Origin of the sequence: Bradyrhizobium ganzhouense (genome assembly GCF_049949285.1) — a bacterium.
Taxonomy (GTDB): Bacteria; Pseudomonadota; Alphaproteobacteria; order Rhizobiales; family Xanthobacteraceae; genus Bradyrhizobium; species Bradyrhizobium ganzhouense.
The window spans coordinates 8,085,152-8,100,580 of record NZ_CP181318.1 but is presented as its reverse complement, the minus strand read 5'-3'; the positions used below and the strand labels follow the sequence as shown (position 1 = coordinate 8,100,580).

Annotated in this window: 14 protein-coding genes and 2 pseudogenes; 10 read left to right on the top strand and 6 right to left on the bottom strand. The window is 60.6% G+C overall.

Annotation, left to right across the window (positions count from 1 at the left end):
• The first annotated feature begins 555 nt into the window (after positions 1-555).
• From ACLFLU_RS37725 to ACLFLU_RS37700, 6 genes and pseudogenes are all read left to right on the top strand, one after another.
• Positions 556-1,131, top strand: a complete 576-nt coding sequence (locus ACLFLU_RS37725; RefSeq protein WP_426409695.1) for a carboxymuconolactone decarboxylase family protein — start codon at positions 556-558, stop codon at positions 1,129-1,131.
• A gap of 92 nt (positions 1,132-1,223) precedes the next feature.
• A complete protein-coding gene (locus tag ACLFLU_RS37720) occupies positions 1,224-1,784 on the top strand; it encodes a 2,4'-dihydroxyacetophenone dioxygenase family protein (RefSeq protein WP_426409694.1) in 561 nt (186 codons plus the stop codon).
• Positions 1,781-2,605: an alpha/beta fold hydrolase gene (locus ACLFLU_RS37715; RefSeq protein WP_426409693.1), complete on the top strand. Its 825-nt coding sequence runs from the start codon at positions 1,781-1,783 to the stop codon at positions 2,603-2,605. The genes ACLFLU_RS37720 and ACLFLU_RS37715 overlap by 4 nt, the downstream gene beginning before the upstream one ends.
• A gap of 12 nt (positions 2,606-2,617) precedes the next feature.
• Positions 2,618-3,559 (top strand): D-2-hydroxyacid dehydrogenase family protein, encoded by a 942-nt coding sequence (locus ACLFLU_RS37710; RefSeq protein ID WP_426409692.1) that lies wholly within the window; start codon positions 2,618-2,620, stop codon positions 3,557-3,559.
• Positions 3,560-3,607: 48 nt separating this feature from the next.
• Positions 3,608-4,723 (top strand): SDR family oxidoreductase, encoded by a 1,116-nt coding sequence (locus tag ACLFLU_RS37705; RefSeq protein WP_426409691.1) that lies wholly within the window; start codon positions 3,608-3,610, stop codon positions 4,721-4,723.
• A gap of 60 nt (positions 4,724-4,783) precedes the next feature.
• Positions 4,784-5,480, top strand: a pseudogene (locus ACLFLU_RS37700) (SDR family NAD(P)-dependent oxidoreductase).
• A gap of 113 nt (positions 5,481-5,593) precedes the next feature.
• Here the strand turns inward: ACLFLU_RS37700 and ACLFLU_RS37695 are convergent.
• A pseudogene (locus ACLFLU_RS37695) lies at positions 5,594-5,719 on the bottom strand (LysR family transcriptional regulator); the annotation flags it as partial.
• Between the two features lie 213 nt (positions 5,720-5,932).
• Here ACLFLU_RS37695 and ACLFLU_RS37690 point away from each other — a divergent pair.
• Complete coding sequence (locus tag ACLFLU_RS37690; RefSeq protein WP_426414157.1) at positions 5,933-6,148, top strand: hypothetical protein; 216 nt, start codon at positions 5,933-5,935, stop codon at positions 6,146-6,148.
• A 524-nt stretch (positions 6,149-6,672) separates the two neighbouring features.
• Here ACLFLU_RS37690 and trpS read toward each other — a convergent pair.
• From trpS to ACLFLU_RS37670, 4 genes are all read right to left on the bottom strand, one after another.
• Entirely contained in the window at positions 6,673-7,704 is a 1,032-nt protein-coding gene (trpS, locus tag ACLFLU_RS37685; protein ID WP_426409690.1) for a tryptophan--tRNA ligase, read from the bottom strand.
• 254 nt (positions 7,705-7,958) lie between these two features.
• The gene (locus tag ACLFLU_RS37680) at positions 7,959-8,417 is read right to left on the bottom strand and encodes a DUF3237 domain-containing protein (RefSeq protein WP_426409689.1); all 459 of its coding nucleotides are present in this window, start codon (positions 8,415-8,417) and stop codon (positions 7,959-7,961) included.
• Between the two features lie 64 nt (positions 8,418-8,481).
• Positions 8,482-9,834, bottom strand: coding sequence for an MFS transporter (locus ACLFLU_RS37675; RefSeq protein ID WP_426409688.1), 1,353 nt, complete (start codon positions 9,832-9,834; stop codon positions 8,482-8,484).
• Between the two features lie 261 nt (positions 9,835-10,095).
• A complete protein-coding gene (locus ACLFLU_RS37670; protein ID WP_426409687.1) occupies positions 10,096-10,623 on the bottom strand; it encodes a flavin reductase family protein in 528 nt (175 codons plus the stop codon).
• 336 nt (positions 10,624-10,959) lie between these two features.
• On the opposite strand from ACLFLU_RS37670, the gene ACLFLU_RS37665 reads away from it, so the two are divergent.
• From ACLFLU_RS37665 to ACLFLU_RS37655, 3 genes are all read left to right on the top strand, one after another.
• Positions 10,960-11,481, top strand: a complete 522-nt coding sequence (locus ACLFLU_RS37665) for a cupin domain-containing protein (protein ID WP_426409686.1) — start codon at positions 10,960-10,962, stop codon at positions 11,479-11,481.
• An 88-nt stretch (positions 11,482-11,569) separates the two neighbouring features.
• Positions 11,570-12,796 carry a hypothetical protein gene (locus ACLFLU_RS37660; protein ID WP_426409685.1) on the top strand — a complete coding sequence of 409 codons (1,227 nt, stop codon included), beginning with the start codon at positions 11,570-11,572 and terminating at the stop codon, positions 12,794-12,796.
• A 5-nt stretch (positions 12,797-12,801) separates the two neighbouring features.
• Positions 12,802-14,151 carry a carboxylesterase family protein gene (locus ACLFLU_RS37655; protein WP_426409684.1) on the top strand — a complete coding sequence of 450 codons (1,350 nt, stop codon included), beginning with the start codon at positions 12,802-12,804 and terminating at the stop codon, positions 14,149-14,151.
• Here ACLFLU_RS37655 and ACLFLU_RS37650 read toward each other — a convergent pair.
• Positions 14,148-15,056 (bottom strand): PaaX family transcriptional regulator, encoded by a 909-nt coding sequence (locus tag ACLFLU_RS37650; protein WP_426409683.1) that lies wholly within the window; start codon positions 15,054-15,056, stop codon positions 14,148-14,150. The two genes, ACLFLU_RS37655 and ACLFLU_RS37650, sit on opposite strands and share 4 nt — an antisense overlap.
• Between the last annotated feature and the right edge of the window lie 373 nt (positions 15,057-15,429).

The window sequence follows — 15,429 nt, the reverse complement described above, 5'->3', positions numbered from 1 at the left end:
AAGGCTCCTGCGGTTACTTCAAGCGATGCTCAACTATCACTACCGAGTACTTCGATGTCATGGAAACACCTCCGCCGAGAACACGCGCAGCAAGCGGGAACCTAGCTGTCGTGGATGGGAGGATTCCGGCAGAGCGGTCTTCGTAATAATGCTTATTCCGGTGCGGAATATGCGAATGGGCTCGAGAGAGGCCATCCACCGTCGACCTTCTGATCATCGTCCATCCGCTCTTTGGTTCCTATTGCGCTTTCGGCCTTTGTGGAGTGTGCTCGGATCTCTTGGAGATGCAGCCAGCCTGGCTGGCCCAGGTCGGCCATCGGTCAGTCGAATGAAGCGGGTTCTGCGCGGGCGGCTTCCCGCATAGATCCACGATGCCGAGCCAACGGGATTCCAATGCCCGTATCGTACACATCGATCCGAATTCCCGAGCAGGAACGCCGCGCGAGGACCCATTCCCCGCCGGAATGAATGATATTGCCGGGTCGCGGCTGCCGCAGCGCCGGGGAATGGGCGAGGGTGAGGTCCTACGTTTTCACCACGAGAAGGGAGAGAGAAATGATCAACGGATTTACGCTTCACGACACGAAAACCGCGCCCGCGGCTTCCGCCGAAATCCTCAACGCCGTTCAGAAGTCCTGGGGCTTCGTGCCCAACCTGCACCGCGTCCTCGCACAGAGTCCGGCAGCACTTGAGGCTTACAGCACCCTTTGGGGGGTCGCCGAAAAGACGAGTTTCACCCCGCAAGAACGCAATATCGTCTATCTCGCCATCATCTACGAGAACGAGTGCACCTATTGCATGGCCGGGCACACCAATCTGTCGCGCATGGCCAAGGTGGAGCCGGAGGCGATCTCCGCCGTCCGCGAAGGCCGCCCCATCGCCGACGCGAAGCTCGAGGCATTGCGCCAGTTCGCCGCTAAGGTCACCCGGCAGCGCGGCGTCGTGAGCCAGGCCGACGTCGCCGCCTTCAAGGCCGCGGGCTACGACAATCAGTCGGTGCTGGACGTGCTCGTCCTCGCCGCGACCAAGCTCATCTCCAACTACACCAATCATCTCGCCGAGACCCCGAACGATTCGTTCATGAAGGGTGCGGAGTGGAATGCGCCGGGCAAGTTGAAGCCTGCCGCCTGATGCGCGAGTGAGGCTGCCCTCGCCATTGTGCGGGGCAGCCTTTGCTTCTGGCGCAGCGGGAGATCGAAGATGACGATGGAAGGAGAACTGCGATGAAGTCCTCGTCGGAAAACATGCAGGCGTCTGAAAGCAGGCCCATCGATCAAAGGAAGATCGCTTACCAGAAACCTCAGCCCCTCGGCATGGTGCCGGATGTATTCATCGGCTCTGCGCTGGAGCTTGACGGCGATGAGCGGGAATGGGTCCCGCAATCGCCGACGGTGGCCTTCCGGCCGCTCGTGCTCAATGTGAGCCAAGGTTATTATATCAACATCCTTCGGGTCCGCTCCTCGGGTGTGTTGTCGCGCCATCGGCATTCCGGGCCGGTGCATGCCTTTACCCTGCGCGGAAGCTGGCGGTATCTCGAGCACCACTGGGTCGCGTCCCCTGGGGACTATGCGTTCGAGCCGCCCGGCGAGACACACACGCTTGTCGTTCCGGATGACGTCAAGGAGATGGCCACGCTGTTCCACGTGACGGGCGGGTACACCTACGTCGATCCCTACGGTGAGGCGCTCGGATACGAAGATGTCTTCACCAAGCTCGAGCACGCCATGCAGCACTACGAAGCCGTCGGGCTTGGCAAGGACCATGTGAAGAGGATCGTGCGATGACGAGAAGAGAAACTGTCGATGTAGGTGGCGTGCCGATCAGCTATTTGACCGCCGGCAAAGGTGGCCCCTTGGTTCTCCTGCTTCACGGCACTTATTGGAGCCGCGTCTGGCAGCCGGTGCTCGAGGGCATTGCTGCCGCTGGCCTCCGACCGGTGGCGGTCGATTTCCCGGGCTTCGGCCGCTCCGGAGGCGAACTCGACGTGGGCGAGGCTTCGGTACCACGACTTTCGGCGTGGCTCGTGCGTTTCCTCCAGGCGCTCCGGCATAGGGGCCCGGTCATGGTTGCCGGCCACGACATCGGTGGAGGCGTCGCGCAGCACCTGATGTTCGCAAAGGAGGTTGAGGTGCCGCGCGTGGCCGTCGTGAACGGGATCATGTACGATTCATGGCCGGTGCCTGGCGTCGCCCGCTTCCGGGATCCGGCGGTCGCTGCGGCAACGACGCGCGACGACATTTTGACTGCGCGTCGCGTATCGGTCGTGAAGGCGCTCGGACGACCGGCCAGCGAAGCCGAGATCGCGGAATATCTCGATCCCTGGACGGATCCACGGGTCGCTCGATCCTGGCTGGCGCTCGCGGGCGCCGCCGACCATCGCTACACCATGGAGATGCTGCCGGCATTGCTGCAGTCCAGGACGCCAAAGCTCTTGGTGTGGGGCGAGGATGACCCGTTTCAGACCATCGACTACGCCGAACGCTACGCGCGGGAAATCCCGGAAACGCGGCTCGTCCGAATCAAGTCGGCCGGCCACATCCCGATGGAGAACGATCCCAAGGCGGTCGCAGGAGCTCTAGCCGAGTTCTTCGCCGCCGAACGCTGAGGGAGAGCTGCGATGAAGGTTGCCATCCTCGACGACTACCAGAACGTGGCGCTGCGGCTCGCGGACTGGTCTAACGTTCGTCAGCACGCCGAGATCACCGTTTTCAATGACCACTTGGTCGCCCCCTCGGCTGTCATCGGACGGTTGCAGCCGTTTGATGTGGTTTGCATCATGCGTGAGCGGACGCCGCTTCCAAGGGAGATCCTGCAGCAGCTCCCGAACCTCAAGCTGATAGCCTCGACGGGACCGCGAAACGCATCCATCGACAGCCAGGCCGCGACCGATCTCGGCATCGCGGTCACCGCGACGGGCTACGATTCCACTCCGACCATCGAGTTCACCTGGTCGCTGATCCTGGCGAACATGCGGGGCATCGACCGGGAGGCAGCGTCGCTCAAGGCGGGCGGGTGGCAGATCGGGCTCGGCTCGAATCTGCGGGGCAAGACGCTCGCGGTCGTCGGTTTGGGAAACATCGGAAAAGAAGTTGCGCGGATCGGTCTTGCCTTCGGCATGAAGGTGATCGCCTGGAGCCAGAACCTGACCGAGGAGACGGCCGGTGCCGCCGGCGCCGTTTTCGTTGACAAGCAGACGCTTTTCCGCGAGGCGGACGTCGTCACGGTGCATCTCGTCCTCAGCGGGCGCACTCGAGGCCTGATCGGGCGGTCCGAGCTCGCCCTGATGAAGCCGACGGCGAGGCTCGTCAACACGTCGCGCGGTCCGATCGTCGACGAAGCGGCTCTGATCGAAGCGCTCCAGGCGCGCCGGATCGCCGGTGCCGCGGTCGACGTGTTCGATCTGGAGCCGTTGCCTCTCGATCATCCCTTCCGGAAGCTGGAGAACGTCCTGGCGACGCCTCACATCGGCTATGTGACCGAGGATCTCTATCGGACCTTCTACGGCGACGCCGCGGCCAACATCACGAAGTGGCTCGAGGCCAACGCCGCGGCTACGTAACCGTCCTCAAGCGCGACGAATACTTCCTAGACAACGAGGATTGAAATCATGAACACGACCAATCCGAGCAAAGATATTCCCAAGAAGGTCTTGATCACGGGCGCAAGCGGCCTGCTGGGTGTCGCGGCCATCGAGAGGTTTCTCGACGCGGGCTGGGGCGTGGTTGGCGTCTCGCGCCGCAAGCCCGAGTTGCCCAGCGGCCGCAACGTCGACTTTCTGTCGGTCGATTTGCGCGACCAGGAAAAGACCCGCGCCGCATTCGAACCGCTGACCGACGTCACGCACATCGCCTATACGGCTCTCCACGAAAAGCCCGAGCTGGTCGCCGGCTGGTCGAGCAAGGATCAGATCGAGACCAACAATGCGATGCTGCGCAACGTGGTCGAGCCGATCGTCCGCGGCGCGAGCAATTTCCAGCACATCAGCATCCTGCAGGGGACGAAAGTCTACGGCGTCCACCTGCATCCCATTCCGATCCCGGCTCGCGAAAATGATGCCCGCAAGGATCACCCGAACTTCTTTTTCGACCAGGAAGCCTATGTCGGCGAGATGGGTACGAAGCACGGTTTCAACTACACGGCTCTGCGTCCGCAGCTCGTCACCGGTCCCACCCCCGGGGCTCTGAACGTTCTCCCGGCCATCGGAGTCTACGCGGCGATCCGCCGCGAGAAGGGGGCGCCGTTCGGCTTCCCTGGCGGTCCGTCGTTCGTTTGGGAAGCCGCCGATGCGGATCTCGTTGCAGACGTGGCGGTCTGGGCGGCGCAATCGCCTCAGGCAGCGGACGAGGCTTTCAACATCACCAACGGCGACGTGTTCGAGTGGCGTAACGTGTGGCCGGGTCTCGCCGAGACCCTCGGCGCAGAGGCAGGACCGGACACGCCGCTGAGCGTGACGGCCTACCTCGCCGAAAACGCCGCGGTCTGGGACAAGATCGTCGCGAAGTATGGTCTTCGCTCGCGGAGCCTGCGGGAGCTGGTCGGTCAAGGAGACCAGCATGCTGACTTCGCGTTCGCCTATGGCGCCCCGGCGGGACCGCGAGCCTTCGTGAGCACCATCAAGCTGCGTCAGGCCGGGTTCTCGAAAACGGTCGATACCGAGATCTCGTTCCGTAACGCGTTGCAGTCTCTGATCGATCGCAAATTCCTGCCTCCTGCGCGCAAATGATGCGGAGTTTGTGCGCGGCGCGCCGATCGCGAAAATCAGCAATCTAGAAGGACGACAAGGATGCTCAGGCTACAAGGGAAAGTGGCGGTGGTGACAGGCGGCAGCAGTGGCCTGGGGCTTGCGACGGCGCAGCATTTTGCGAAGGAGGGGGCATTCGTCTACATCACCGGCCGCCGTTCGAGGGGACGTGAAGAATTTGCAGGACCTCGACCGGCTGTACGACCGGATCAACAGCGAGAAGGGGAAGATCGATATCCTTGTCGCGAACGCGGGTTTCATCGATCCGGAGTCGCTCGTCGAGGTCACGGAGAAAAATTTTGACCAGACCTTCGGCATCAACGTACGCGGGCTTCTCTTCACGGTTCAGAAGGCGCTGCCTCTCTTCCGTGATGGTGGCGCCATCGTCCTGATTTCGTCGATCGCCGCGTTCAAGGGCATTCCGCGCTACACCGCCTACAGCGCGACCAAGGCAAGCGTTCGCTCGTTCGTGCGAACGTGGACTGCCGAACTCAAGGACCGCGGCATTCGTGTCAATGCGATCAGCCCGGGCGCGATCGACACGCCGATCATCGACGCGCAGGCGGCAACCAAGGAGGGCGCCGACGCTATCCGGGCGAGCTTCAGGGCTGCCACTCCGCTCGACCGACTTGGTCGCCCCGAGGAGATCGCTGCCGCAGCGCTGTTCCTGGCTTCTGACGAAAGCAGCTACGTGGCCGGAGCCGATCTCGTCGTCGATGGCGGCCTCAGCGCTCTTTGAGTCTGAGGTGGCTATCAACCGGGTCGGTAGAATGACGGCAATGCCGCGCAAGAGCGCCCCTCATCTTCGAGAGGGTCAATATCCCAAACCTGCGCCTGGTCTCGAGACGGCCCAACGAGCTTGCTGATCGCCGACAGGGTCATACGGAGCTCGCGCGCCGCGGCGGAAAACCCACCGAGCTCGAAGACTCGCGCAAGAGTCTCCATCTCGGCGGAACGATTTACGTCCAAACGGGCCATTGTGATTTCATTTCACAAAGGATGTGCCAGACCAAGGTCTACTGCATGACTACAGGCGGGTCCACCTACGCCAGACCAACGGACCTCCGAAGAGTAGACCACATGAGCAAGACTGAACCAAAGTGAACGGATAACGGCGGGACTGAAGAAATCGACGTTCTTGTTGTGGGCGCGGGATTTGCCGGCGTTTATCAGCTTGACCGCTTGCGCAACATGGGCATGTCGGTCCACGTGGTTGAGGCCGGGAGCGGTCTTGGAGGTGTCTGGTATTGGAATTGTTATCCGGGGGCGCGCGTCGATTCTCCCGGGCCGATGTATCAGTTTTCGCGCGAAGACCTGTGGCGAGATTGGAAGTTCACTGAAAGCTGTATCCCGCGTGGCCTGAAATCCGTGATTACTTCCGCTATCTGGACGAGAAGCTCGACCTAAGCCGCGACATTCGTTTCAACACGCGCGTCGAGAAGGCCGAGTTTGATGCGGCGAGCAATCGTTGGACGGTCCATTCGAGCGATGGCTCTGTAATCAGGCCGCGTTACTTCGTGGTCTGCGTCGGTTTAGGTTCGAAGCCCTATACACCGAATCTGCCGGGCCTAAGCGACTTTGCCGGACAACGACATCACACTGCACTCTGGCCACAGCAAGGTTTGGACTTGGCCGGCAAGCGGGTCGGGGTCATCGAGTTCAAGCAGGCCGCCTACGCGTTGGACCGTGGTTCACGCAAAGCTGCGCTGGCTCGCTTCCTAAAAAGGGCTTCCAGCGGCGAACTTGACGAGCCCGAACAGGAGTACCGGTTGGCCGCGTAGCTTTGCATTGTGGCTAGGTGCTTCATTGGCGCGGCGATAGGGCCACGCAAAGCGACGCTGCTCTTGGAACGGGACACCGGAGGCGCGAGGGCGGTGTGGGGCATTCGACGGGTTTTCTGGCCAATGCCCAACGTCGAGGTGTGTGATCGCTTACGGCGCGACGTCCTCCATCGAGAATAGTCCCAGCGCTTCGCGAACTTCGCGTAGCGTGTTTTCCGTTACTTCGCGTGCTCGGTCCGTTCCCTCCTTGATCACTTTCAATAGGTAGCCTTGGTCATTCGCCAGCGCATACCGACGGTCTCGGACCGGCGCGAAAACGGCCTGGAGCACTTCGTTCAGCCGCTTCTTGACCGCGCTGTCTCCGAGACCTCCACGCCTATAGCGTTCCTTGAGGTCCGCAACCCCGGCCGTATCGTCGTCGAACGCGTCGAGGTATGTGAAAACGACATTGCCTTCGACGCGACCAGGATCAGACGCCTTTAAGTGACCTGGATCGGTGAACATCCGCTGGACGGCAGCGTGGATCTGGTCAGGCGTGGCAGACAGCGGTATGGCGTTGCCTTGGGACTTGCTCATCTTGGACCTTCCATCAACACCAGGAAGTCTCCCGATAGGCGGGATCATCGCGTGCGCTTCCGACAAGACTTCGTATCCGACTTGCCGGTTGATCCGTCGCACGAGTTCGTTGGTTTGTTCGATCAATGGAAGCTGATCGTCCCCCACAGGGACGACGGTCGCCTTGAAAGCAGTGATGTCGGCAGCCTGAGCGACCGGGTAGCACAGAAAGCCGGCTGGAAGATCGCGCCCGAATCCCCGTGTCTGGATCTCATCCTTGATTGTCGGATTGCGTTCTAGCCGTGCGACGGTGACAAAGTTCATGTAGAGAACGGTCAGATCAGCAAGAGCGCGTAAGTGCGATTGCACGCAGATGGTCGTCAGACCAGGATCAATTCCGACCGCGAGATAGTCCGTTGCGATTTCCAGAACATAATTCCGGATGCGAGCGGGATCGTGCGCGTTGTCCGTGAGGGCCTGGTTATCTGCCAAGAGCAGATACTGTTGATGGGTCGATTGAAGCGCAAGACGGTTCCGCAGTGAGCCGACATAGTGGCCCAAATGCAGAGCGCCAGTCGTCCTGTCTCCGGTTAGGATGGTAGGAAAGTTGGGATCTTTCTGTTGCATGACGGTTCTCCAGAATGCGAGCCGCCGTACAATCGACCGTCGATCTCTGACAAACCGTGCGAGCCGTTGAACGGCGGCGACGGTTGCGAAATGACAGGGCCGTGCCGCTCCTAATTGGAGCGCCACCACATAGAAACGGACGTGGTCAGAGGACTGGTCATGCGGACACAATCATCGAAAACCAAGACAATGGCAAGCGCGTTCTCTGTGCTCATTGGATGCTCCTTGAGGTCAATCACTCGTTGCCTTTCGAGTCACAAGACTTCGAACACGTCCAGATGGACGTCGTTTTTCAGCCTGGTCCCGGCAGCGACGCTGAATATCCTTGTCATCCAGTCGTAGGCGGGCGCGCTCGTCTCGAACCGTATGATCTCTCTGAAATAGTAGGACGAAGGATCGACCGTTTCCCCTTCGGAAATTCGCTTGAACACCTCCGGCGGTCCATGACGAAGCCCGATTCCGCGAAAGTCGATGAGGGCGCCGTCGTTCGTTTCGAGGACGCAACGAATGTCGAGCTCCGCTGTGCCGTCGGGCCGGATAGACTGCCAGTCGGCGCCGACTTCTTGGATAGAGCCCCGCAATCGAGCGCCAGCGAACGATCCTCCAAGTATCTTCACGATCCTGCGATGGCGACCGAACAGGTCAGATCCAAGTTCGATGGGTGTATCGACCCGGGCGGAAAGATTGAACAGTGGTCTCAGCTGAATCATCATTGGTCTCCAGTGCAAAGCCAGGATGGTGCGCGTCGAGGTCGGCCGTGCTGATCGGGTCGGTCTGCTACCGATCGCCGGCCGTCTCGTTATCCAGGGCCTTGCCGTTGGTCTCAGGCGATGCCGCGGTCGCAAAGAACACCAATGCGCAAAGCAGAATGAGACAACCATCAAACAGCCGCGGTTGCTTCAAGGAATACAGCCACGTCTGAAGATATGGAGCAGTCCCCGCGGCCAATGCTCCCGCCGAGTAAGGCAGCCCCATGGCTACGGCGCGGATCTTCGTCGGAAACTGTTCCGGGAAGAATGCCGGCATGATCGCGGTGGGTGCCGAGATCAGCAGCATCCCCACCCCCATATAGACCGCAAGGCGCCAGATTTCTCCGTTGCCGCCGGTAAAGACGAGGGACAATGGAACGATGGCGAACATGGATCCTATCGAGAAGAAATACCAATTCAGCTTTCGACCGTACCGATCGGAAATGCGACCCCAGACAATGAGACAGACGATGAAGAAGGCGTTGGCTGCCACACCGACCCACATCACAGGACCGGGAGCCATTCGCAGAGGGCCGATAGCGAACGTCGTAGCCATGATAGCCCAGACGTAGTAGAGAACTGCGCCGGCGCCGGAAAGCACGAAGACGCGCATGCAAGCCCGACGGTACTTCCACACATCCCGCCAAGCGGAGCGAGCCGCCCGATCCTCCTGCACACCTGCGTCACGCGCCGCAGCCTTCGCTCGAAACATCGGCGTCTCATCGAGGCGCCGGCGCAGAACCAGTGCATAGACGCCGAGCATACCTCCGATGATGAATGGGATGCGCCAAGCCCATTCCTTGATCACACTCGTCCCGAAAACGCTTGTCAGTCCCGCGCCGAGCAGGGTTGCGAACATGACGCCGATCGTCACGAAAACAAAAACGGATGATGCCCACGCTCCTCGTTTATGCGCCGGTGCCATTTCAGTGACGTAGGTGAAGGACGAGACAACCTCGCCGCCGTGGCCAAACCCCTGAAGAAGTCTGCCCAACAGGAGCACTACGGCGGCTGCGGCTCCAATGTTGTCGTAAGTTGGCGTGATGCCTATGAGCAGACTTCCGCCGGCCGTCACCAGCATGGATAAGGTCATCGCCGGGCGACGACCGCGACGATCAGCGAACCAGCCGAAAAACACGCCGCCCAGCGGCCGCATGAAAAAGCCGGCCGCGAAGATCGCGAGGACTCCGAGCAGGTCCGCTAACGGATCGTCACTGCGGAAAAACTGTCGTGCAAAGTATGCGGCGAAGATCGAATATGCCATCCAGTCGTACCATTCGAGGGCATTTCCCACACCGACGCCAATGACGATCTTGCGCCTCTCGGAGCGCACCCGAACGCCTTCAAGTGAAGAGGTCGTCTGCAATGTGGCTTGGTCCATGCTTATCTCCTTTTGGCTGAAGTACGGATGTAGCGAGACGAGTGCGCGGGACTCGGGCAGTTGCGCGCAGAACCTCGGCACAGGAACTCCTTGTCGACGAACCCGGCTCCATCATCGAGCTTCGTTCGCTCGGCAACGCTGTGCGCAATGACTTTTTTATCGACGATTTGACCGGCGCAATTGTCAGCGGCGCGTAAACGATTTGGTACGCCCAACCTCGCCTGCTCCTGAAAAGGGCCAGCCGAGGGCACCGCCAAGGCATCAGGCGTTTATGAGTTCTGCAGCGGGCTCCGCCGCAAGTTGGGTAAAGCGCGAGCCATGGAAGACCAGCGGAGGCGTGTCTTTTTCGACCTCAAACTCATGAATGAGCAGCAGCACGACATCATGGTCGCCGGCGGCGTGGATGTCGAAGATGCTGCACTCGAACCAGGCCGCAGCTCCTTCTATCCGCACCGCGTCTTTTGGGGTCGAGATTGCTTCGATGTCGTTGAATCTTGTGGATTTGTCTCGGCCTGAGAGTTGTCGGCATTTCTGAGCATGGTCGACGCTGAGAACTGAAATGCCGATGCGCCTTGCCGCGGACAGCGAAGTCCACGTTGAGGAGGACTTCTGGACGAAGACCGCCACGAGCGGTGGATCCAGCGAAACTCCGACTGTGAAGGAGGAGGCGACAATAACGTGCCGTTGTCCGTCGACCACGGCGGCGAGAGCCGCCACGCCCGATGGGAAATGGCCGAACGCCTCTCGCAGGCGCTTTGGATCGATCGCGGCATGCGAAATGACTGACACGGAGATGTCCTCCTCGTTCGTGCTGATGTCCTTGAATGTCGTTCTTGGGGGGGCAGTATAGCAGAAACTTCCCTTGGTGAATAGCAAAAATATGACGGTCGCAAAATAAGAGCAATATGTCTCACGCGCGTCGGCTCGGACCGCAGCGAATTTCGAAGCAAATTTAAGAAAGTAAGGTGCGAGTTATGAGTGTGAGACCGAGCGTCCTTTCCACCTTATCAATGGTCCGTCCCGTGTAGCGACGACAATGAAAAATTGCCAACTGTTGACGATCGTCACGAAATGGGTATGTATTAGCCGTCGAGGAAAATAGGTCGATGAAACCTAGGAGGAGCCATGACCGCTCAAGCCGCCGATCCAAACAGTCGCGTGTTCATCGTGCGTGAATCGGAGCGCGAGAGCCTCTGGTTTCTCGGGGATCTGATTCAGCCGATCATCACTACGCAAATGACGCAGGGGCGCTTCCAGATTGCGTTGACCCACTCGAAGGCCGGGTCGGAACCTCCGTTGCACGAGCACAATGGCGAGGACGAAATCTTCTATGTTCTGGAAGGCCGCATCTCGTTCTGGGCCGCGGATCAGGCCGTCACTCTTGGAGTTGGCGACTGCATCCTGATGCCAAAGGACGTGCCGCACATCTTCCAGGCCGACCGTGACACGGGTGCAAAGTGGCTCGTGATGTCCGCGCCCGGTGGTCTGGACGATTTCTTCCGCTCCGTTGCCGTGCCTGCCGAGTATGCGGCTCCCAAAAAAGGCTGGGTCATGGACCATGCGACTGAGAAGCGTCTGGAAGATGCCTGCAAGCGCTTCGGCATCACAATCCTGGCGCCACCCGGGACCCGACCTACGGAGAACTGAACTCCGACGGAGTTCCTCAGGATCAACATGAGCCCAGTCATGGATATGAGGCGGTGCGCAACTTGCCACCGGCCTATGGAGGATTAAAGTGCTCAAAGCCTTTTCGTCAGAAGTGTGCGGGCCGACAATGGCGAACGCGCCGTCACCCTCAGAGACGGCCGAGATCGTCGAACGAATTCATGGGATCGGTCCGTTGCTGCGTCAGAACGCCGCCGCCGCCGATCGAAATCGTGTTCTTCCCCAAGAGACGGTCGATGCCCTCGGGTCAACTGGCGCCTGGTCAGTCTCGACGCTGAAGCGCTATGGCGGCTACGAGGGCGGCGCCTCGATGCTGCTCGATGTCGCGAGGACCGTGGGCTACTACGATCCGGCCGCGGCGTGGTGCGTCGTGATCTCCAATGGATCGGTCATGCTGGCAAACCGTTATGGCGACGAGGTGCTAGACGAGGTTTTCGCCAAGGGGCCGATTCGCGCGGCATCGATCTTCGCCCAACCTCAAGGCACGGCCACCCCCGACGGGGATTGCTGGAGAGTCAGCGGAAAGTGGCCGTTTGCGTCGAACAGCGCGCACTCGGAATGGGCTCTCGGCATCCTCTTCATCAAGGAGAATCCGGCGGCTGAGCCCCGCGTCGGCTTCGCGCTGATGCATCGCAGCGAGTACGAGGTACAGGATACGTGGTTCACGATCGGCATGCGCGGATCGGGCTCGAACACCATGGTGGCGCAGGACCTTCGGCTCGCGAAGGGCCGCATCATCACGTTCGAGGACCTCATGGGCACTGGATTAGAGCGTGATCCGAAGGCAACCTTCGGAAGGAGGCTGACGCCGCATTTGACGATGTCGACGACGATCCAGGCGCCCTCGCTGGGCGCGGCCTACGCGGCGCTCGACTACGTGACGGAGGTGGCGCCCAAACGGAGCATTACGTACACGAACTATCGCAAGCAGACCGACTCCGGAGCGTTTGTGCAGAACCTGGGAGCGGCAAGCATCAAGATCGATGGTGCTCGGCTTTTGCTCGAACGGGCTGCGGCTCATATCGATGCGGTGGCTTCCGGTATCATTCCGATGATCCTTGCAGACCGCGCGCGGCATCGCGCCGGCATTGGCCATGCTGGCCACGAGTTGGTCGATGCCGTGAACGATTTGTGCTGGCTTCACGGTACGGCGGCTTTCGCCGAAGGCAGCCTGCTTGGCCGGATGTGGCGCGATATCAACACCGGAACGCGCCATGCATCGATTACGGCGCCGATGGGCTACGAGTTGCATGGGAACGGCGTCACGGGCACCGAATACATCTCGAGCAAACTCTAGCCGACATGCCGAAGTTAACTCACGACATGCGTCCGTCCGGGAGCCAGCGCCATGACGGAGTGATGGTGGATGCGTGGTATGGGCTCAGATATGCGACGGCACCTGTTCGGTTCGGGCCGCCTTTGCCTGCCCAGGGCCGGCTTGATGCGGGGAGCCTCCTTGGAGTGCCAATATTTCCGCAGCGTCCTAGCCGATTGGCCGCGGCGATGGGAAATGGGACGCAGAACCCACAATCGGAGGACGCGTTCTTCGCCAATGTGTGGGCTCCTTCGGGCGCGGAGAGCCTACCGGTCCTCCTGTTCATCCATGGCGGAGCCTGGATGACCGGCGGCGGATCGTTGGAATGGTACGACGGCGGAATCCTGGCGTCCCGCGGGATCGTCGTGGCTACCGTCAACTATCGACTGGGAGTGCTGGGTCATCTTGGCCGAGCCGGGGACTGCGACCTTCCTCTGCCGGCCGCGGATCTGGTCGAGGCGCTGCGATGGATCGGCGATCATATCCAGATGTTTGGAGGAGATCCGAGCCGGATCACCGTCGTCGGACAATCTGCGGGCGGCTGGTACGCTCACCTTTTGTCTGTGCTGCCGCGGAGTCGTGGGCTTGTTCATCGCCTATCCCTCCTAAGCATGGGCACGCGAGAGCCGTGGACGTCCCACCGGCAGGACGAAGTTACCCGCCGTACGAGTGAACAACTTGGCGGTGCGGACCTTGATAAGGTGTCCGTGAGCGAATTAATGGACGCTGGCGTCAGGGCGCTCGGGCAACCGCCGTCCGTGCTTGGTCACGCTCCGTCCGCATTTCTGCCGGTCGCGAGTGCCGCCTTGCCCGCGTTGCTGCTTGACCCGCAGTGGGCGGCGCAGGCTTGCCATGCACAGGCGGTCAACTTGCGTTGTACCGCGGACGAGTCCGCCGCATTCCTGTTCGCCTCGCCCCAACAGACAGGCGCAACGCAATCGCAAGTCGACAACGTGCTCTCCTTCTGGGAGGTCTCTGATATCCCGCAGTCGCTTCGTCGCGGCGGCGCATATGCCGGCAGCTCAAGTGGTTTCTCTCCGTACCGTCAGCTCGTCGCTGCCTCATCATGGCGCCAGTTTCAGCGGTTTCCGACCGAGTACGCGAACGCCTTGATTGCAAAAGGCATCGATGCTCGACTCGAGATATTCTCGGAAGAGGGCGAATTGCCCGGCTTGCATAGCGGACACTGTCTGGATCTTCCATTTCAGTTCGGCACGCGGCGGTCTTGGATGGACGCTCCGATGTTGCGCGGATTCGACGATGAGCGGTTCGAAACGATTTCGCAGCGGCTGATCGGCGATCTGGTCGCTTTCGCGAATGGAAACGATCGCGGTTAGCCGCGGAGGACTTCATCCACATAGCGGGCCGACATCGGGCGCAAAACCCGATTCAGCTCTCCGAACACTCTGCGTGCGGTGATGCCCATCCACTTGGCGGGCAACAACTCGGGCGGCAGTCCTGGGTCCATGAAAGGCAAGCGGCGCCATTGGGTGACCATCGGAATGTATATGCGGAACGCTTCGCGGTGGATGTCTTTCCCTTCACGACCATAGGAGAGCCAGCGGTCGGCCTCCCGTCCGTAAGCCTCGACGAACGCGCGGTACTCGCCTTCCACTGCGTTGAGGTCCCACCATTGGGCGACCTTGCGCCGCAAGTCTCCCGGCCCAACCGGCTGGGAGGTGAAGAATTCCACGTACTCTGATAGCTTGTGCTCGCGCATATAGTTGAGCGCTTCGATCTGTAGTCGAGCTGGGGCGATACAAAGACCGGGCGCGACGGTGCCGAAGCCCATACGCGCGAGCCCGGCGCGAATCTTGTGGCGGTTCTGCCGCTCGCTCTCTGGAACGGAGAATGAGGCCAGCAGCCAGGGATCACCGATGCTTGCCGTTCGCGGAGAGAAGATCCGCTCGTCGCCGGCCAACATATGCGGCTCGAGATCGGCTGCCATCGCGTAACCGCTCGCGCTGCCCGATTTCTTGCTGACAAGAACGCCCTTTTGCTTCAGTCGCGAGATTGACGAACGAACACTGGCAGGTTCATAGCCCAGTTCGGAAAGAAGTCGAACCACTGCGGCAACCGGAATGATCTTGCCGGCCGGCCGACCGTACAGGCCGAATACGGTCACAACGTAGCGGTGGTGCGCTGCCTGCTCGTGACCTCCCGGTTCGCGGCCGGCGATGATCTCATCGACGGCTATGGTGGCGCTAGACGTCGTTGCCTCGCGTGGTTTCGATGGACCCATTTCTTATTTGAACCTGAGGTGTGCAGCTGGAAGCTCTCGCTGAGAACGGCTAGGATTACGTATCACTGGGGCTCGCAGCGGACAACGGTGCAGAGGGGGCGTCGTGCTTCGTGCGCCGATGTCGCAGCGGCCCTACAACGCTTCCATAGTGTGCGAAAAATCCGATCTGCCGAACCGTAGTTGTACTGTCTCATGCGGATAATTGGAGCAGATTTCGGAGCTCTGACCGGCGTTGCGGAAGGCGGTGGCGCTTCCGGGCAATCCCGACATGAGAATTCGAATATGCATCTGAAGAGCTCTTTTCATCATGAGAATTTTCAGCCAGCTTACCGTCTGCGATGCTGTCAGCTCGCTGATCAATCTGGGCAACATG